We start from the raw sequence: 18,731 nt of genomic DNA, 5'->3' as shown, positions 1-18,731 counted from the left end.
GCCCGCGCAGTTCAACGGAAAAGCCGGTCAGTGCTTGGCGTACTGGTTCATGTTCTCGGGCGTCACGAGCTCGAACGGCACGTTCACGAAGCGGTCGACGGGCTGCTTCTTCGCAAGCTTCAGCGCGGCGGCAACCGACTGCGCGCCCTGCCCGATCGCGTTCTGGTACACGGACACCTTCAGCTCGCCGCTCTTCATCGATGCGAGGCCGTCCGGCGTCGCGTCGATGCCGGCGACGACGGTCTTCGGCGTCCACTTGCGCGCGGCCTTCAGCGCGTTGATCGCGCCGATCGCCATTTCGTCGTTGTTCGACACGATCGCGTCGAACTTGGTCCCGGAGCTCAGCCAGTTCATCGTGATGTCCTGGCCCTGCGTGCGGCTCCACTTGCCTTCGCGCTTGTCGACGATCTTCATGCCCGCGCAATCCTTCGTCGCGATCACGTCCTCGATGTCCTTGGTGCGGGCACGCGCCGATTCGTTGGACAGCTCGCCCATCAGCACGAGGAGGTCGCCCTTGCCGCCGAGCAGCTTGCACACCTGGCGCGCCTGCAGCGTGCCCGACTGCTTCTCGTCGGACGCGACGACCGCGACGCCGGCCGGCAGCTTGTCGAAATCGACCGGCTTGCGGTTCACGTAGACGAGCGGGATCTTCGCCGCCGTCGCCATCTTCGTGATCTTCGGCGTCGCATCGGTGTCGACCGCGTTCACGATGATCGCGTCGACCTTCTGCGCGATCATGTTCTGAACCTGGCTCAACTGCTTGCCGACGTCGTTGCCGCCGTCCTCGATCTGCACCGTCGCACCGTCCTTCTTCGCTGCGTCGTTGATGCTGTTGCGCAGGATCGTCAGGAACGTGTCGTCGAACGACGCCATCGTCACGCCGATCTTCTCGGCGTGCGCGAGCGGCGCAGCCAGGATCGCGGCGGCCGCGACGGCCATCAGCTTGGTCTTCATGATCACTCTGTCTCCTCATCTCCGGGGGGCGGAAGACGGCGCGTTGCGCGCCGCCGGGCCGAGTCCGATACGGACTGAAGCATCCGGATGAAACTGTAGATCACTTCCTCGAAAATTTGGAAATTTATTTCTACGTGATTTCACCTAGGGAACTGAATTTCCAAAAAGTCTAGACTGCGTCCGTAGCCCGATTCCTTGCGGCAGGCAGCCTCGCGTCGTGCAGCGCACGTTGCGGACCGCCGCCGGAGGATCGGTCCCCTAAACTGCCGGCAGCGCCGAACGCCGGCCGCGAGCGTGATACGTGATATGAGCCTGCTGAACTTTCCGAGTGACCGCCCCATCGATCTCGCCTGCCTCGGCCGCGTGGCCGTGGATCTCTATGCGCAGCAGTACGGCAGCCGCCTGGAAGATGCGCGCAGCTTCCAGATGTATCTCGGCGGCTCGTCGGGCAACGTCGCGTTCGGCGTCGCCCGGCTCGGGCTGAAGACCGCGATGATCTCGCGCGTCGGCGACGAGCAGATGGGCCGCTTCCTGCGCGAGACGCTCGAGCGCGAAGGCTGCGACACGAGCCAGCTGCAGACCGACCGCGAACGCCTCACCGCGCTGGTGCTGCTCGGGCTGAAGGATCGCGACACGTTCCCGCTGCTGTTCGTGCGCGAGAACTGCGCGGACATGGCCGTGCGCGCCGACGAGATCCGCGAGGACTTCATCGCCGGCTGCCGTGCGCTCGCGATCACCGGCACGCATCTTTCGACGCCGGCCACGCGCGAAGCGTCGCTGACCGCGCTCGGCTACGCGCGCCGCCACGGCGTCGTGCGAATCCTCGATATCGACTACCGGCCCGTGCTGTGGGGGCTGACCGCGCGCGGCGCGGGCGAGAACCGCTACGTGCCGGACGCGCAGGTGACGCGGCAGTTGCAGCAGGTGCTCGGCGAATTCGACCTGCTGGTCGGCACCGAAGAGGAATTCCTGATCGCGGGCGGCGTGCCGCACGACCTGATCGGTTCGTTGCAGGCGGTGCGCGGGATCACGAACGCCACGCTGGTCGTCAAGCGCGGCGCGCTCGGCTGTTGCGTGATCGAAGGCGACATCCCCGCGCGGATCGACGCTGCGCCGACCTTCCTCGGCGAACGCGTCGAGGTGCTCAACGTGCTCGGCGCGGGCGACGCGTTCCTGTCGGGCCTGCTGTCGGGGCTGCTGCGCGGCCGCGACTGGGCCGAATCGACGCGCATCGCGAACGCATGCGGCGCGATCGTCGTGTCGCGCCATGCGTGCTCGGCCGCGATGCCGACGCCGGCCGAACTCGCGCACTGGTTCGACGGCAGCCGCAATCCCGTGGTCGACGCGGACCGCACGCTCGCGCACCTGCATCGCGTCACGGTGCCGCGCCGCGAATGGAACGACCTGTGCGTAATGGCGTTCGACCATCGCAGCCAGTTCTACGAACTCGCGGTGCAGGCCGGCGCGGACGAAGCGCGGATCAAGACGCTGAAGCGCCTGCTCGTGCGCGCTGCCGAACAGGTCGAGCGCGATCGCCATATCGAAGGCCACGTCGGCGTGCTGATCGACGGCGGCGGCTACGGCAGCGACGCGCTCGCGTCGGCCACCGGGCGCGGCTGGTGGGTCGGCCGCCCGGTCGAGCTGCCGGGCTCGCGGCCGCTGCGCTTCGACGAGACGCGCTCGGTCGGCTCGTCGCTCACGCACTGGCCGACCGAGCAGGTCGTGAAATGCCTGGTCCACTACCACCCCGACGACGACGTCGACCTGCGCGTCGAGCAGGAGCAGCGCGTGCTGGAGCTGTGGGAAGCCACGCGCGCCAGCGGCAACGAGCTGCTGCTGGAAGTCATTCCGCCGCGCGCGGTCACGCCGGCCGGCACCGAGGACGATGCGGTGCTGCGCGCGGTCGCGCGCTTCTACAACCTCGGCGTGATGCCCGAATGGTGGAAGCTCACGCCGCTGAGCGCCGACGGCTGGGCGCGGCTCGCTGCGCTGATCGCCGAGCGCGACCCGCATTGCCGCGGCGCGGTGATCCTCGGGCTGAACCAGCCGCTGCAGTATCTGGTCGACAGCTTCCGCTCGGCGACCAACCCGATCGTCAAGGGCTTCATGGTCGGGCGCACGCTGTGGGCCGATGCGTCGCTGAACTGGCTCGCCGGCCGGATCGACGACCAGGCGCTGATCGACGAAGTCGCCGGCAACTTCGCGCAGCTCGTGGACGCGTGGCTCGGCCGCCGGGGCGCCGCGCGCGCCGCCGCGGCCTGATGCGCGTGCCCGTCATGACCGATCCGATTCTTCTTCACCGACCGACGATGACCCCTACCGTGAGACTGACCGTCAGCCAGGCGCTCGTGCGCTACCTGGCCGCCCTGCGCGCCGAAGTCGTCCAGCCCGACGGCCGCACCGAGATCCTGCCGTACTGCGGCGGCGTGTTCGCCATCTTCGGCCACGGCAACGTGGCCGGGCTCGGCGAAGCATTGCACGCCGAGAAAGACCGGCTGCCGACGTTCCGCGCGCATAACGAGCAAGGGATGGCCAACGCGGCCGTCGCGTTCGCGAAAGCGAATTTCCGCCAGCGGATGATGGCTGCGACGTCGAGCATCGGCCCCGGCGCGACCAACATGCTGACGTCGGCCGCGCTCGCGCACGTCGGCCGGCTGCCGCTGCTGCTGCTGCCCGGCGACGTGTTCGTGTCGCGGCTGCCCGACCCCGTGCTGCAGCAGGTCGAGGATTTCGAACAGGGCGACGTCAGCGCGAACGACTGCTTCCGCCCCGTCACGCGCTACTTCGACCGCATCACGTCGCCCGAGCAACTGCTCGTCGCGCTGCCGCGCGCGATCCAGGTGATGACCGACCCCGCGCAGTGCGGCCCCGTGTGTCTCGCGCTGCCGCAGGACGTGCAGACCTTCGCTTACGACTGGCCCGAGGCGTTCTTCGCGCCGCCGGTGATCCGGATGCGCCGCCCACCGGCGGACCCGCTCGAACTCGCCGACGCGCTCGACGTGCTGAAGGCCGCGAAGAAGCCGCTGATCGTCGCCGGCGGCGGCGTGCTGTACAGCCAGGCGTGGGACGCGCTGCGCGCGTTCGCCGACACGCACGGCGTGCCGGTTGCCGAATCGCAGGCCGGCAAGGGCAGCCTCGCGTGGGATCACCCGCTGAACCTCGGGTCGATCGGCGTGACGGGTTCGCCCGCCGCGAACCGCGCCGCCGCGCAGGCCGACGTCGTGCTCGCGGTCGGCACGCGGCTGCAGGACTTCACGACCGGCTCGCACGCGCTGTACGGCGACGCGACGCTACTGAGCCTGAACGTGCAGCCGTTCGACGCGGGCAAGAAACGCGGCCGGCAACTCGTCGCCGATGCGCGCACGGGCCTCGGCCAATTGTCCGCCGCGCTGGCCGGCTGGCGCGCCGACGCGGCATGGACGGCCGCCAACCGCGACCAGGCCGCCGCGTGGAACGCGCGCGTGACCGAGCTGACGACGCGCGTGCCGAAGGACACGCTGCCGTACGACGCGGACGTGATCGGCGCGGTGCGCGACTCCGCGGCCGACGCGGGGCGCGACAGCGCGCGCGACGACCTCGTCGTGTGCGCGGCCGGCACATTGCCGGCCGAGCTGCACAAGCTGTGGCGCAGCGGCGTGCCGGGCAACTACCACATGGACTATGCGTATTCGTGCATGGGCTACGAAGTCGCGGGCGGCCTCGGCGCGAAGCTCGCGCGGCCCGAACGCGAAGTGATCGTGATCGTCGGCGACGGCTCGTACATGATGCTCAACGCCGAGCTCGCCACTTCCGTGATGCTCGGCCGCAAGCTGATCGTCGTGATCCTCGACAACCGCGGCTACGGCTGCATCGAGCGGCTGCAGCTGAATTGCGGCGGCGCGAGCTTCAACAACATGCTCGACGACTGCGTGCCGGAAGGCGGCGCGCGCTCGACGATCGACTTCGCGATGCATGCGCGCGCGATGGGCGCCGACGCCGTGCATGTGCGCGACGTCGGCGAGCTGCGCAGCGAAATGAAGCGCGCCCGCGCGGCGAAGACGAGCCAGGTACTCGTGATCGACACCACGCACAAGCGCACGACCGACGACGGCGGCGCATGGTGGGAAGTCGCGGTGCCGCAGGTATCCGAGCGCGCCGGCGTCGAAGCGGCGCACCGCGCGTATCTCGACGCAAAGACCCGGCAGCGGCGCTGATGCCGCGCACTGCCTGCCCATCCGCCCCGCGAAAAACACATTCGAACCAAGGAAGCACGTCATGAGCTGGAACGTCCGCATCGGTATCAATCCCCTGTCGTGGATGAACGACGACCTGCCGTCGCTCGGCGGCGAGACGCCGCTCGAAACGGCGCTGAAGGAAGGCGCCGAAATCGGCTACGCGGGCTTCGAGCTCGGCAACAAGTTTCCGAAGACGGGCCCCGAGCTGAAGGCGAAGCTCGCCGAGTTCGGGCTCGTGTGCGTATCGGGCTGGTATTCGGGCTTCCTCGCGGAAGTCGAACCGGGCATGACCGACGCCGATGCGGTCGCCGCGGAAATCGAACGCTGCCGCGCGCACATGACGAAGCTTCAATACAACGACGTGAAGGTGGTCGTGTACGGCGAATGCGCGGGCACGATCCAGGGCAGCATCGACACGCCGGTCGCGAAGCGGCCGCGCTTCGTCGACGACGCAGCATGGCGGCGCTACGCGGCGCGCCTCGATGCGTTCGGCGCGCACCTGCTCGACACGTACGGGATCAAGCTCGCCTACCACCACCACATGGGCGCGTACGTCGAGTCGCCCGACGACGTCGACCGGCTGATGGCGCTGACCGATCCGGCGAAGGTGTTCCTGCTGTTCGACACCGGCCACGCGTATTTCGGCGGCGCGGCCGACCCGGTGACGCTGCTGAAGAAGCATGTGTCGCGCGTAGTCCACGTGCATTGCAAGGACGTGCGGGCGCAGGTCGTCACGCAGGCGCGCAACGACGGCTGGAGCTTCCTGAACGGCGTGATCAACGGCACCTTCACGGTGCCCGGCGACGGTGCGCTCGACTACGACGCGACGCTGCGCACGCTGAAGGACGCCGGCTACGAAGGCTGGCTCGTCGTCGAGGCCGAGCAGGATCCGGCCGTCGCGCCGAGCTACGCGTATGCGAAAAAGGGCTATGAATCGCTGCGCGCGATCGTCGACCGGTTGAGCGCGTGAGCACGCAAGTGCTGGAACGCGTGAGCCCTACCCTATTGCGGAGCCCCACCCCATGACGATTTCTCCCCTGCTGGTCAAGGCATCTGCCGACCGCGAAATCTGCAACGTCACGCCCGAGTCGGCCGGCTGGAAGCATGTCGGTTTTCGCGCGCTGCGCCTGAAGGCCGGCGACACCGAAGCGCTCGACACCGGCGCGCGCGAGCTGTGCGTCGTCGTGCTGACGGGCACGGTGCGCGCGGACGTCGACGGCGAAACCCACGATGCGCTCGGCAAACGCGACAGCGTATTCGAAGACGTGTCGCCGGACGCGTTGTACGTGCCGGGCGGCAAGACCGTCACGCTGGTCGCGACGCGCGATGCGGAAGTCGCGCTGTGCACCGCGCCGTACGCGAGCGGCGACAAGCCGGTGCGGCGCCTCGACGGCGAACGGATGCGCCGTTCGGTGCGCGGGCAAGGCACCAACACGCGCTACGTATGCGACATCCTGATGGGCGACAACCCGGCGGCCGACCGGCTGCTGGTCGTCGAAGTCGTCACGCCGGCCAGCCATTCGAGCAGCTATCCGCCGCACAAGCACGACCGCGACGCGGCACCCGACGAGACCTCGCTCGAGGAAACCTATTACCACCGGATCGATCCGCCGCAAGGCTTTGCGTTCCAGCGCGTGTACACGGACGACCGCAGCCTCGACGAAGCGTGCGCGGTGGAGAACCACGACGTCGTGATGGTGCCGCGCGGCTACCACCCGGTCGTCGCGCCGCACGGCTACAACCTGTACTACCTGAACGTGATGGCCGGGCCGAGCCGCGCGTGGGCATTCAAGAACGATCCCGCGCACGAGTGGATGCTCGACGCGGCGCCGAAGCGCTGAACGAACGACGGGCGAGCGCGCGGCCCGTGACGAGGCGACGCCGGCGCGCGAACACGACTTGCGACGATACGGAGCCGCCATGGTGACGACCTTCCTGCGCATCGATCACGCGCCCTTCGACGACGACGCGCCGAACATGGCGCTACCCCACTTCAACGCCGACGTTGCGCGCCGGCTCGGGGAAATCGCGATCAATATCGCATCGCGCCGCGGGCTGCCGATCGCGGTCGGCATCGTCGGCGAAGCGGCACCGCTGTTCTACTGCGCGCTCGACGGCAGCCGTGCGGAAGACAGCGACGCGATCCGCCGCCGGCAGAACACGGTGCTCCGTTTCGGCTTGAGTTCACTCGAGGTCGGCACGCAGTTTCGCCGCGCCGGCTGGTCGCTACGGTCGCAGGGCCTGTCGGACGACGACTATGCGCTCGACGGTGGTGGCGTACCGTTGCGTGTCGCCGGTGCGGGCCTCATCGGTGCGATGACGATCGCGGGGCTCGATTCCGAACGCAATCACGCGCTCGTCGTCGAGAGCCTGCGCTGGCACGTCGGCGCGAACGCGCTGGCGATGATCGCTTGACGACGCAATCGGCACCATCGGCGCACGCGCGCCGATGGTGCCGATTTGCCGTATCGCGCAATCAGTTCAACCCGCCGCTCACGACGAGGTGTTCGCCGGTCATCCAGCGTGCATCGTCCGACGCGAGGAACACGGCGACCGACGCGATGTCGTTCGGCTCGCCGAGGCGGCCGAGCGGCGTCTGGCCCAGCACCTGCGCTTCGAGATCGGAACCGATGATGCCCGCGCTGTGCGTGCCTTCGGTCACGACCATGCCCGGGTTGATCGCGTTCACGCGAATCTTGCGCGGGCCGAGCTCGAGCGCGAGCACGCCGGTGATCGCGTCGACCGCGCCCTTGGTGCCGCTGTAGACGGCGCTGGCGGGCGGCGTGATGCTGGTCACCACCGAGCTGATGTTGATGATGCTCGCGCCTTCGCCGAGATGCTTGATGGCCGCCTGCGTCGTGAGCAGCACGCCGAACACGTTCGTATCGAACTGCCGGCGGTAGTGCTCTTCGGTGATCGCTTCGATCGGCGCGAATTCGTACACGCCGGAATTGTTGACGAGCACGTCGAGACGGCCGTACGTGTCGATCGCCGTATCGACGATGCGCTGCGCGTCGGCTGCCTTCGACACGTCGCCGCCGACCGCCACCGCACGGCCGCCGGCTTCGACGATCGCGCTCACCACCGCGTCGGCACCCGCCTTGCTGCTCGCGTAATTGACGACGACCGACGCGCCTTCCGCGGCCAGCGCCTTCGCGATCGCGGCACCGATGCCCTTCGATCCGCCCGTGACGATCGCTACCTTGTTTGCCAGCTTGCTCATGATTTCATTCCTCAGTCAGATGACTATCGATGGATGGCGCCGGTCGCCGCATCGATGTTGCGGCCCGGCATGAGTGGCAATTTAAGGTGCCGCGCGGCGGCGATAAAGCGGCTCGACGCGAATTGTCTGGCGGGGCCAGCCGAACAATCGGTCCGGCGCCGTCAACCGGCGCTCAGCCACGCGTTGGCGATGTCCCCGCCCAGGCCGTCGAGCGCGCCGTCGTAGACGATCCGTCCGCGCCCCATTACCGCGACGCGCGTCGTCAACCTCGGCGCAAGCTGCAGTCGCTGCTCGATCAGCACGATCGCGACGCCGTCGTCCTGCAGCGCGGCGAGGCACGCACCGACTTCGTCGACCGCGAGCGGCGCGAGCCCTTCGGCCGGTTCGTCGACGATCAGCACGCGCGGGCTGCCGGCGAGCGCACGCACCAGCGCGAGCACCTGCTGCTCGCCGCCCGACAGCCGCCCGGCCTCCACGTCCGCGCGCGCGGCCAGCAGCGGAAAACGGTCGAACAGGCGGTCGACCGCCGCGCGTTCGGCCACGCCACGCATGCCGCGCAGCCCGAGCTTCAGGTTGTCGCGCACGGTCAGCAGCGGAAACACGTCGCGGCTTTCGGCAACGTAAGCGACGCCGCGCCGCGCGATCTCGAACGTGCGCGCGCCCGCGCATTCGGCGCCGGCGATGCGCACCGAGCCGGCGGTGCGCACGAGCCCCATCACGGCCTTCGCGAGCGTCGAGCGCCCCGAGCCGTTGCGGCCGAGCAGCGCGAGCGTCTCGCCCGGCGCGAGCGCGAGATCGACGCCGTCGAGCACGGGCTGCAATCCGTACCACGCGCGCAGGTCGCGAATGTCGAGCAGTGCGTTCGTCATATGCTGCCCTCCCCGAGATACGCGGCGCGCACGGCCGGATCGGCGCGGATCGCATCGGGTTCGCCGGTCGCGACCACCGTGCCGCGCACGAGCACCGTGATGCGTTCGGCGAAGCCGAACACCGCATCCATGTCGTGCTCGATCATCAATACCGTGCGGCCCTGCGTCGTCGCCCGGATCAGCGCGATCATCCGCGCCGCCTGCGCGCGGCTCATGCCGGCCGTCGGCTCGTCGAGCAGCAGCGTGCGCGCACCGCTCGCGAGCGCGATCCCGAGATCGAGCGCACGCTGCTCCGCATAGCCCAGCTCGGCGGCCGGCGTGTCGCGCCGCGCGTCGAGACCGATGTCGTGCAGCACGCGCGCGGCCGCGAGATCGACCGACGCCGATTCGCGCAGCCGGTTCCACCAGCGCCGCCGCTCGGCCGGCGCATGCAGCGCCGCGCAGCGCAGGTTGTCGAATACGGTCAGCCGCGCGAACGCGCTCGTCTGCTGGAAACTGCGGCCGATGCCGAGGCGGCTCGCGACGACCGGCCCGCGTCCGCGCAGCTCGACGCCGTGCAATACGACGCGCCCGCGCGTCGGCCGCGTTGCGCCCGCGATCACGCCGAACAGCGTCGACTTGCCCGCGCCGTTCGGCCCGATCAGCGCATGGCGCTCGCCGGCCGCGATGCTCAGCTCGACGCCGTCGAGCACCGTTTGCGCGCCGAAGCGCTGCACGACGCCATGCAGCGCGATCGCGTTGCCGTTCATCGCCCGTCCTCCCGCTTGCCGGACTGCCTGCCCTGCACGAGCCGCGCGCGCCAGCCCCACAGCAGCGTGCCGATGCCGGCCGCCGAGCACGCGACGGCCCAGCCGGCCGGCATATCGGCATCGATGCCCCAGGCGCCGAACGCGAAGCCCGTGCCGTCGTCCTGCGCGAAGCGCCATGCATAACCGAGTTCGGCCGCGCAGACGATCGCGACGCCCCAGAACACGCACGCGCCGACGCCGCACAGCATGCGCCACCGCTCGGCCGCCGGCGCGCCGCGGCGCAACGCATGCGCGAGCGCTTGCGCGATGCCCGCGATCCCGCGCGGCGCGGCCACGACGATCACGACGAACAACACGCCGAGATACAGCGCCCACGCGCGCGACACGCCCGCGACGACGATGCTCAGCGCGGTCAGCATCGCCGCGCCGGCCGCCGGCCCGAAGAACGCGCCGGTGCCGCCGATCACCGCGGCGATCAGCACGGTCGCCGAGCGCGCCATCGACACGCTGTCGGGTGTCGCTATTTCGACGTCGATCAGCGTCAGCGTGCCGGCGATGCCCGCGAAGAACGACGCGCAAGTGACCATCGCGAGCCGCACGCGGCGCGGATCGGTGCCGAGCGCGGCAACGCGTTCCGGGTTGTCGCGCACCGCGTTCGCGAGCCGCGCGAGCGGCGTGCGCGTCAGCGCGTGCATGGCCCACGCCGACACGACACACCATGCGGCGATCACCGCGTACGCCTGCACCGGCGCGCCGAAATGCCAGCCGCCCCACGGCGTGCCGCTCGCGCGATCGATCGGCACGCCGCCGATGCCGCCGAACCACGCGGGCACGCTCCATGCGGCGGCCGCGACGCATTCGCCGAGCCCGAGCGTGATCATCGCGAACGCGGTGCCTGAACGGCGCGTCGCGAGCAGCCCCGCGACGAAGCCGAAGCCCGCGCCGGCCATGCCGCCGACGAGCGGCAGCAGCGGCAGCGGCCCGCCGAAGCGGTTGAACCAGTGCGCGGCCGCGAAGGCGCCGAGGCCCGCGAACGCCGCATGCCCGAACGACAGCAGCCCGGTCGTGCCGAGCTGCAGGTTGTACGACAGCGCGAGCACGACGAGCGCGGCCGTCTGCGCGAGATAACCGAGCACCGCGCCGTGCGGCCACAGCCACGCGGGCAGCACGACGCACGCGGCGAACAGCGCCCAGCGCGCAAGGCCGGCGAGCGCGCGGCTACGCATCGGCACGCTCGCCGAACAGCCCGCGCGGCCGTGCGACCAGCACCGCGACGAGCAACAGGTACGGCACCAGCGGCGCAAGCTGCGCGATCGACACCGCGGCCACGCTGTCCGGCAGCGCGATGCCGGCCCATAACGCGAGGTCGCGCAGCGACGTGTCGCTCGCGGCCGCGAAGGTCTGCGCGAAACCGACCGCGAGCGACGCGGCGAACGCGCCGCCGAGCGAGCCGAGCCCGCCGATCACGACGACCGCGAACACGACCGACCCGACGGTCTCGGCCAACGCGGGTTCGATCACCGCGAGCGGCGCGCCGATCACGCCGGCCAGCGCCGCGAGCGCGGTGCCCGTGCCGAACAACAAGGTCATCACGCGCGGCACGTCGTAGCCGAGCGCCTCGACGGCCGCGCGATGCGTGAGCGCCGCGCGCACGACGAGCCCGATGCGCGACACGCGCAGCAGCGCGCCGAGCGCGACCAGCATCGCCGCGGACATCCCCATCATGAACAGCCGGTAGCGCGGCAGCGCGAGGCCGAATACGGTCACGGGCGCACCGTCGAACAGCGTCGGCACGGGCGCCGGCAGCGGCGCGAGCCCCCACAGCAGTTTCGCGCCCTCGCCGATCAGGTACGCGAGGCCGAAGGTCAGCAGCAGCTCGCTCGTGTGGCCGCGCGCCTGCACGCGGCGCAGCAGAGCGCGTTCGCAGCCGGCGCCGAGCAGCCCGACTGCGAGCGGCGCGAGCACGAGCGCGGGCCAGAAGCCCGCGCGCGCCGCGATGCTGTAGCCGACATACGCGCCGAGCATGTAGAAGCTCGCATGCGCGAAGTTCAGCACGCCCTGCACGCTGAAGATCAGCGTGAGACCCGCCGACAGCATGAACAGCAGCAAACCGTAGCTGAGGCCGTTGAAGGCCTGGAGCGCGACCGCGTGCACCGCGAACCGTCAGGCCGCGAGCGGGTCGAGCGCGACGCGCAGCGCGTCGGGCAGCGGCACCGGGCGACGCGTGCCGCGATCGACGTACACGTGCACGAAATGCCCCTGCGCGGCGGGCGATGCATCGCCTTGCGCGAACAGCCCGACCTCGTAGCGCACGCTCGACGTGCCGAGCTTCGCGACGCGCAGCCCCGCGTCGACCGACTGCGGAAACACCAGCGGCGCGAAGTAGTTGCACTGCGTCTCGACGACCAGCCCGATCGTCTGCCCGTGCTCGACGTCGAGCACGCCCGCGCGGATCAGGTACTCGTTCACGACGGTGTCGAAGTAGCTGTAGTAGACGACGTTGTTCACGTGCCCGTAGACGTCGTTGTCCATCCAGCGGGTCGTGATCGGCAGGAAGTGGCGGTAGGCGTCGCGGGAACGCGGCTGCGGCTTGTCGGACATGGCGATGGCGGTCAGGACGATGGGAACGATGAAGACGAAGCGCGGCGGCCGTACGGCACGGCGCGCCGGCAACAAGCGAAGCGCCGCGTCGCGGTCGCGCGCGGCACGGCGGATGAAACCCTGCGGACGGGCCGGCCCGTCACTGCCCCGGCCGGTCGACGAATTCGAAGTCGAGGCCGCGCGCGTGCATCCAGTCGGCGAGCGCGACGCCCGTGCCGGCGCGCCACGGGCGCAGCAGCGGCGGATCGACGAGCCGGTATTCGAGCAGTTCCGGCGACAGCGCGACCGTGCCCGACGCGCGCACGTGGTACGCGATGATCAGTTCGTTCTTGCGGATGAATTCGTACACGCCGACGAGCGACACGTGCTCGGCCTTCAGCGCCGTTTCCTCGAACACCTCGCGCGCGATGCCGTCCTCGGGCGTCTCGCCGTTCTCGAGGAAACCGGTGATCAGCGCGAACATCCCTTCGGGCCAGGCCGCGTTGCGCGCGAGCAGGATCTTGCCGTCGAGCTCGACGATCGCGGCGACGACGGGCAGCGGGTTGTTCCAGTGAACATAGCCGCAGGTGTCGTCGGGGCACGCCTGGCGGACGCGGCCGCCCTCATGTTCGGGATCGGCGCGCTCGGTCAGCGGGCTCGCGCAGCGCGGGCAAAAGCGGTAGTCGGCAGTGGTCATCGATGGGGATCTGGCGGACGCCCGGCGGCCGCCTGCCGGCCGCCCGCGCACCCGCTCGGCGCGGGAAAGGCTTCCATTCTAGCGAGTTTGCCCGCCCCGCAGACGATCCGGCCCCGCGGGCGTCAGCGTCGCAGGCGGCCCTTTGCGGCGATCGCCGCGAAGCCGGCGGCACCCGCGAGCAGCGCGGCCACCGCGACCCACAGCGCGGGGGAAAACGACCCGAAGCGCGCCGCAAGCGGCGCCGCGACGAGCGGCCCGATAATCTGCCCGACCCCGTACGACGCGGTCGCATAGCCCATCAGCCCGGCCGCGCGCTCGCCGTGCAGGCGCCGCGCCTCGCGCATCGCGAACAGCGTGATCGCGGTGAACGGCAGCCCGAGCAGCGCGCTGCCGACCGAGAAGCCGAGCGCGTTCGGCCACACGATCCCCGCCGCGATGCCGAGCGCCTGCGTCGCGCAGCCGGCCGCCAGCAGCAGCCGGTTGTCCCAGTGCCCGGGCAGCCGCGCGGCGGCGATCGCGCCGACGATCAGCGCCGCGCCGAACATCGGCCAGAACAGGTCGGGCCACGGCGAACCGGCGGGCAGCGCGGTGCGTGCGATCACGGGCAGGAACGTCGCGGTGATGATGTAGCCGAAGCCCGGCGTTCCGTACAGCACGACGAGCCACGCGGCATCGGCTCGATGGCGGCGCGCGTCGGCCGGCGCCGCGGAGGCCGCCGAAGCCGCGGAGGCCGCGTGCGGCGTGGTGCCGGCCGGCGGCACGGCTTGCGCCGGCGTGACAGCAAAGGTGCGCCAGATCGCGACCGACAGCACGGCCGACAGCGCCGCGAAGCCGAGCCAGCCCGACGCCGCCGGCCGGCCGGCCAGCGCGCTGCCGATCAGCCCCGTCAGCACGATGCCAACGCCGGGCCCCGCGTAGATCACCCCGCTCCACTCGGGCGCGTGCAGCTCGGCCAGGCGCCGCAGCCCCCATTGCGACATGAACACGAACGTCCACGCGCTGACGACGCCCGCGACGAAGCGCACCGCGAGCCACACGGGCAGCGGGTGGCCGATGCCCATCGCGGCGGTGAGCAGCACGGTGGCCGCGAGCCCGAAGCGGACCATCCGCGCAGGCGCGACGCGCAGCGCCGCGCAACTGACCGCGCCGGCGAAGTAACCCGCGTAGTTCGCCGATGCGAGCCAGCCGCCGGCCTTCAGGCCGATCGAACCGTCCGCGAGCATCAACGGCAGCAGCGGCGTGAACGCGAAACGGCCGACGCCGAGCACGACGGCGAGGCCGACCATGCAGGCCAGCGCGGCCGCGCGGGCGCGGCGGTCGGCCTGATCGGACGGAAGCGCGCCGGCGGCGGCGGTCGGGGCATCGGAGCGGGACATGGCGGCATGGGCCGGCGCGCGACGCGCCGGCCGGATCGGAAACCGGAATGCGTCCATCGTAGCTTGACCAGACGTTCTCGAAAAATGAATAATTAAGAATCCATTCATCGCTTGGAGAGAATCATGGACCTGGCGGCGCTGGCGATTTTCCGGGCGGTCGTGCGCGAGAACGGCGTGACGCGCGCGGCGGCGAAACTCAATCGCGTGCAGTCGAACGTCACGACGCGCATCAAGCAGCTCGAGGAGGAACTCGGCGCGGCGCTGTTCGTGCGCGACGGCCGCCGGCTCGTGCTGACGCCGGCCGGGCACACGCTGCTGCCGTATGCGGAGCGCCTGCTGGCGCTCGCCGACGAGGCGCGCGACGCGGTGCGCGAGGACACGCCGCGCGGGCGGCTGCGGCTCGGCACGATGGAGAGCACCGCCGCGAGCCGGCTGCCGACCGTGCTCGCGCGCTATCACCATGCGTGGCCCGACGTGTCGCTCGAACTGGTGACGGGTACGACGGGCTGGCTGATCGGCAAGGTGCGCGACTTCGAGATCGACGCCGCGCTGTTCGCGCGCCCACCCACGCCGGACACGCTGCCCGACACGTTCGAGACGGTGCCGGTCTTCCGCGAGGATCTGGTGCTGCTCACGCCGCGCGGCCATCCGCCGGTGCGCACGCCGCGCGACGTGATCCTGCCGACGCTGATCGCGTTCGAGCGCGGCTGCGCGTATCGCAAGTACGCCGAGCAGTGGTATGCCGCGCATGGGATGAAGCCGGCGCGCGTGCTCGAACTCGGCTCGTATCACGCGATCGTCGCGTGCGTCGCGGCCGGCGCGGGCATCGCGGTCGCGCCGCGTTCGGTGCTCGACCTGCAGCCCGAGACCGGCAACATCGCCGCGCACACGATTCCCGAACTCGAAGGGATCGATACGCTGCTCGCGTGGCGGCAGGGTTACGCGTCGGCGGCGCTCGCCGCGCTGCGCGACGCGCTTGAGGAGGCCGCGCGGCAGCCGGACCCGGCGCAGAAGCCGCGCGTGGCGCAGCCGGCCTGACGCGATCCGCCGACGGACACACGACGACGCACCCGCGCGCCCGCCGCCCGTCTGCATGGCCGGCTACCGCTCGTACGTCAGGCATGGCGGCGGATCAGCCACCCGCACCCCGTGTAAACGCGAAACGACCCGACCGGCCAATGACCGAATCGGGTCGTTTCGTTTCATGCGATTCCGTTCAAAAGAATCGCGCGGTGCCGGCCGGCGCTCCGCCCTCGCGGGCGCCGCGCCGGCCGTGCCGATCAAAGACGCTCTTCGACCCAGCCCTTGACGCCGGCCAGCGCGCCCGGCAGGTTCGCCGGCTCGGTGCCGCCAGCCTGCGCCATGTCCGGACGGCCGCCGCCCTTGCCGCCGACCTGCTGCGCGACGAAGTTCACGAGCTCGCCGGCCTTGACCTTCTTGCTCGCGTCAGGCGTGACGCCTGCGATCAGGCTGACCTTGCCGCCTTCGACGGCCGCCAGCACGATCGCCGCGCTCTTCAGCTTGTCCTTCAGCTTGTCGACCGTTTCGCGCAGCGTCTTCGCGTCGGCGCCGTCGAGCGTCGCGGCCAGCACGTACACGCCGCCGATTTCGACGGCCTGCTGCGCGAGTTCGTCGCCCTGGCTCGATGCGAGCTTCGACTTCAGCGCGCCCAGTTCCTTCTCGAGCGACTTCACCTGGTCCTGCACCTGTGCGATGCGCTGCGTGAGCTCCGACGGCTGCGCCTTCAGCGCGGCCGCCGCTTCGTTCATGCGGGCGTCGAGATCCTGCACGAAGCGCACCGCGTTGTCGCCGGTGATCGCCTCGACGCGGCGGATGCCGGCCGCGACGCCGCCTTCGACGACGATCTTGAAGAAGCCGATGTCGCCGGTGCGGTGCACGTGCGTGCCGCCGCACAGTTCGCGCGAGAAGCCGAGGTCGAGCACGCGCACTTCATCGCCGTACTTCTCGCCGAACAGCGCCATCGCGCCGCCCTTCACCGCTTCGTCGTACGGCATCACGCGCACGATGCCCGGCGCGTTCGCGAGGATTTCGTTGTTGACGATCTGCTCGACGCGACGGATTTCGTCGTCGGTCATCGGCGCGTTGTGCGCGAAGTCGAAGCGGGTCTTGTCGGCATCGACGAGCGAGCCCTTCTGCTGCACGTGCGCGCCGAGCACTTCACGCAGCGCCTTGTGCATCAGGTGGGTGGCCGAGTGGTTGCGCTGCGTGCGCGCACGACGGTGCGCGTCGATTTCCGCGCGCAGCACGTCGCCGACCTTCAGCGTGCCCTGCTCGAGCGAGCCGTGGTGGCCGATCACGTCGGCCTGCACCTTCAGCGTATCGGCCACCGCGAAGCGCGTCGACGCATTCGCGAGCACGCCCTGGTCGCCGACCTGGCCGCCCGATTCCGCGTAGAACGGCGTGTGGTCGAGCACGACGACCGCATCCTGGCCGGCCTTCACTTCGTTGACCGACGACCCGTCGACGTACAGCGCGACGACCTTCGCGTCGTCGAACGCGATTTCCTCGTAGCCGTGGAAGGTGGTCTTCGCGCCCGTGTATTCGAGGCCCTGCGTGGCCTTGAACTTGCCGGCCGCGCGTGCCTGCTCGCGCTGACGCGCCATCGCGTCGTCGAATGCCGGCTCGTCGACCGTCATGCCGCGCTCGCGGCACACGTCGGCCGTGAGGTCGAGCGGGAAGCCGTAGGTATCGTGCAGCTTGAACGCGAGTTCGCCGTCGAGCACCTTGCCGCCCTTCGCTTCGACGTCGGCCAGCGCGCCCTCGAGGATCGACATCCCGTGCTCGATCGTTTCGAAGAAGCGCTCTTCTTCCTGGCGCAGCACGTCGGTCACGCGCTGTTCGGCTTCCTTCAGCTCCGGATACGCGACGCCCATCTCGGCGACGAGGTCGGCCACCAGCTTGTGGAAGAACGAACCCTTGCGGCCGAGCTTGTAGCCGTGGCGAATCGCGCGGCGCACGATCCGGCGCAGCACGTAGCCGCGGCCTTCGTTGCCGGGGATCACGCCGTCGACGATCAGGAACGAGCACGCGCGGATGTGATCGGCGATCACCTTCAGCGAGTTGTTGGTGAGGTCGCTGATCTCGGTCACGCGCGCGGCGGCCTTGATCAGGTTCTGGAACAGGTCGATCTCGTAGTTGCTGTGCACGTGCTGCAGCACCGCGGCGAGGCGCTCGAGGCCCATGCCGGTGTCGACGGACTGCTTCGGCAGGCGCGTCATGCTGCCCTGCGCGTCGCGGTTGAACTGCATGAACACGAGGTTCCAGATCTCGATGTAGCGGTCGCCGTCTTCCTCGGCCGACCCCGGCGGGCCGCCCCACACGTCCGGGCCGTGGTCGTAGAAGATCTCGGTGCACGGGCCGCACGGGCCCGTATCGCCCATCGTCCAGAAGTTGTCCGACGCGTAGCGCGCGCCCTTGTTGTCGCCGATCCGGATGATGCGCTCGGCCGGCACGCCGACTTCCTTCGCCCAGATGTCGTACGCCTCGTCGTCTTCCTGGTAGACGGTGACCCACAGCTTTTCCTTCGGCAGCTGGTAGACCGTGGTCAGCAGCTCCCACGCGAACTTGATCGCGTCGTGCTTGAAGTAGTCGCCGAACGAGAAGTTGCCGAGCATCTCGAAGAAGGTGTGGTGGCGCGCCGTGTAGCCGACGTTCTCGAGGTCGTTGTGCTTGCCGCCCGCGCGCACGCTGCGCTGCGCCGTCGTGGCGCGCGAATACGGGCGCTGGTCCGTGCCGAGGAAGACGTCCTTGAACTGGACCATGCCCGAGTTCGTGAACATCAGCGTGGGGTCGTTACCGGGCACGAGGCTCGACGAGCGGACGATCGTGTGGCCCTTCGATTCGAAGAATTTGAGGAATTTCTCGCGGATTTCGGCAGCTTTCATGGCGTGCGGGGACAGTCTGGCAAAGACGGCTTCAAACGCCGGCGCCCCAGGCGGGGCGCGCGGCGGCATGGATTCTGAAACGATCGATTATACGGGATCGGAGCCGGCTTCCGGGCAAAGCGCCGGCAAAGCGGCTCGGCCATCCGGCCGGCCCGGCTGGGCCA

General features: G+C 70.0%; 16 protein-coding genes. 6 read left to right on the top strand and 10 right to left on the bottom strand.

Annotated features, from left to right (window positions below; genetic code table 11):
* Nucleotides 1–27: 27 nt before the first annotated feature.
* The gene (locus tag MRS60_RS06975; RefSeq protein ID WP_243565456.1) at nt 28–954 is read right to left on the bottom strand and encodes a sugar ABC transporter substrate-binding protein; all 927 of its coding nucleotides are present in this window, start codon (nt 952–954) and stop codon (nt 28–30) included.
* A 306-nt stretch (nt 955–1,260) separates the two neighbouring features.
* Here MRS60_RS06975 and MRS60_RS06970 point away from each other — a divergent pair, with 306 nt between their 5' ends.
* The 5 genes from MRS60_RS06970 (at nt 1,261) to MRS60_RS06950 (ending at nt 7,583) form a co-directional block, all read left to right on the top strand.
* Nucleotides 1,261–3,216, top strand: coding sequence for a bifunctional 5-dehydro-2-deoxygluconokinase/5-dehydro-2-deoxyphosphogluconate aldolase (locus MRS60_RS06970; RefSeq protein ID WP_243565455.1), 1,956 nt, complete (start codon nt 1,261–1,263; stop codon nt 3,214–3,216).
* Between the two features lie 47 nt (nt 3,217–3,263).
* Entirely contained in the window at nt 3,264–5,147 is a 1,884-nt protein-coding gene (iolD, locus tag MRS60_RS06965; protein WP_105390710.1) for a 3D-(3,5/4)-trihydroxycyclohexane-1,2-dione acylhydrolase (decyclizing), read from the top strand.
* 61 nt (nt 5,148–5,208) lie between these two features.
* The gene (gene iolE / locus MRS60_RS06960) at nt 5,209–6,138 is read left to right on the top strand and encodes a myo-inosose-2 dehydratase (RefSeq protein ID WP_243565454.1); all 930 of its coding nucleotides are present in this window, start codon (nt 5,209–5,211) and stop codon (nt 6,136–6,138) included.
* A 52-nt stretch (nt 6,139–6,190) separates the two neighbouring features.
* Entirely contained in the window at nt 6,191–7,009 is an 819-nt protein-coding gene (gene iolB / locus MRS60_RS06955) for a 5-deoxy-glucuronate isomerase (protein WP_243565453.1), read from the top strand.
* Between the two features lie 79 nt (nt 7,010–7,088).
* Entirely contained in the window at nt 7,089–7,583 is a 495-nt protein-coding gene (locus MRS60_RS06950; RefSeq protein ID WP_243565452.1) for a heme-degrading domain-containing protein, read from the top strand.
* A 61-nt stretch (nt 7,584–7,644) separates the two neighbouring features.
* On the opposite strand, the gene MRS60_RS06945 is transcribed toward MRS60_RS06950, so the two are convergent.
* From MRS60_RS06945 to MRS60_RS06910, 8 genes are all read right to left on the bottom strand, one after another.
* Complete coding sequence (locus tag MRS60_RS06945) at nt 7,645–8,391, bottom strand: SDR family NAD(P)-dependent oxidoreductase (RefSeq protein WP_243565451.1); 747 nt, start codon at nt 8,389–8,391, stop codon at nt 7,645–7,647.
* A 161-nt stretch (nt 8,392–8,552) separates the two neighbouring features.
* Nucleotides 8,553–9,260 carry an ABC transporter ATP-binding protein gene (locus MRS60_RS06940; RefSeq protein WP_243565450.1) on the bottom strand — a complete coding sequence of 236 codons (708 nt, stop codon included), beginning with the start codon at nt 9,258–9,260 and terminating at the stop codon, nt 8,553–8,555.
* Nucleotides 9,257–10,009 carry an ABC transporter ATP-binding protein gene (locus MRS60_RS06935; RefSeq protein WP_175749985.1) on the bottom strand — a complete coding sequence of 251 codons (753 nt, stop codon included), beginning with the start codon at nt 10,007–10,009 and terminating at the stop codon, nt 9,257–9,259. The genes MRS60_RS06940 and MRS60_RS06935 overlap by 4 nt, the downstream gene beginning before the upstream one ends.
* A complete protein-coding gene (locus tag MRS60_RS06930) occupies nt 10,006–11,235 on the bottom strand; it encodes a branched-chain amino acid ABC transporter permease (RefSeq protein WP_175749986.1) in 1,230 nt (409 codons plus the stop codon). Before MRS60_RS06930 ends, MRS60_RS06935 begins: the two co-directional genes overlap by 4 nt.
* Nucleotides 11,228–12,163: a branched-chain amino acid ABC transporter permease gene (locus tag MRS60_RS06925; protein ID WP_243565449.1), complete on the bottom strand. Its 936-nt coding sequence runs from the start codon at nt 12,161–12,163 to the stop codon at nt 11,228–11,230. The genes MRS60_RS06930 and MRS60_RS06925 overlap by 8 nt, the downstream gene beginning before the upstream one ends.
* 9 nt (nt 12,164–12,172) lie before the next feature.
* Nucleotides 12,173–12,610, bottom strand: a complete 438-nt coding sequence (locus MRS60_RS06920) for an acyl-CoA thioesterase (protein WP_243565448.1) — start codon at nt 12,608–12,610, stop codon at nt 12,173–12,175.
* 139 nt (nt 12,611–12,749) lie between these two features.
* Nucleotides 12,750–13,286, bottom strand: a complete 537-nt coding sequence (locus tag MRS60_RS06915) for an NUDIX domain-containing protein (protein WP_243565447.1) — start codon at nt 13,284–13,286, stop codon at nt 12,750–12,752.
* 122 nt (nt 13,287–13,408) lie between these two features.
* Nucleotides 13,409–14,662 carry a YbfB/YjiJ family MFS transporter gene (locus MRS60_RS06910; RefSeq protein WP_243565446.1) on the bottom strand — a complete coding sequence of 418 codons (1,254 nt, stop codon included), beginning with the start codon at nt 14,660–14,662 and terminating at the stop codon, nt 13,409–13,411.
* Nucleotides 14,663–14,785: 123 nt separating this feature from the next.
* Here MRS60_RS06910 and MRS60_RS06905 point away from each other — a divergent pair, with 123 nt between their 5' ends.
* The gene (locus tag MRS60_RS06905) at nt 14,786–15,700 is read left to right on the top strand and encodes a LysR substrate-binding domain-containing protein (RefSeq protein WP_034183360.1); all 915 of its coding nucleotides are present in this window, start codon (nt 14,786–14,788) and stop codon (nt 15,698–15,700) included.
* A gap of 242 nt (nt 15,701–15,942) precedes the next feature.
* On the opposite strand, the gene alaS is transcribed toward MRS60_RS06905, so the two are convergent.
* A complete protein-coding gene (gene alaS, locus MRS60_RS06900) occupies nt 15,943–18,567 on the bottom strand; it encodes an alanine--tRNA ligase (RefSeq protein WP_243565445.1) in 2,625 nt (874 codons plus the stop codon).
* Between the last annotated feature and the right edge of the window lie 164 nt (nt 18,568–18,731).

The organism is Burkholderia pyrrocinia (genome assembly GCF_022809715.1).
Taxonomy (GTDB): domain Bacteria; phylum Pseudomonadota; class Gammaproteobacteria; order Burkholderiales; family Burkholderiaceae; genus Burkholderia; species Burkholderia pyrrocinia_C.
This window is presented reverse-complemented; position numbering and strand designations above follow the sequence as displayed.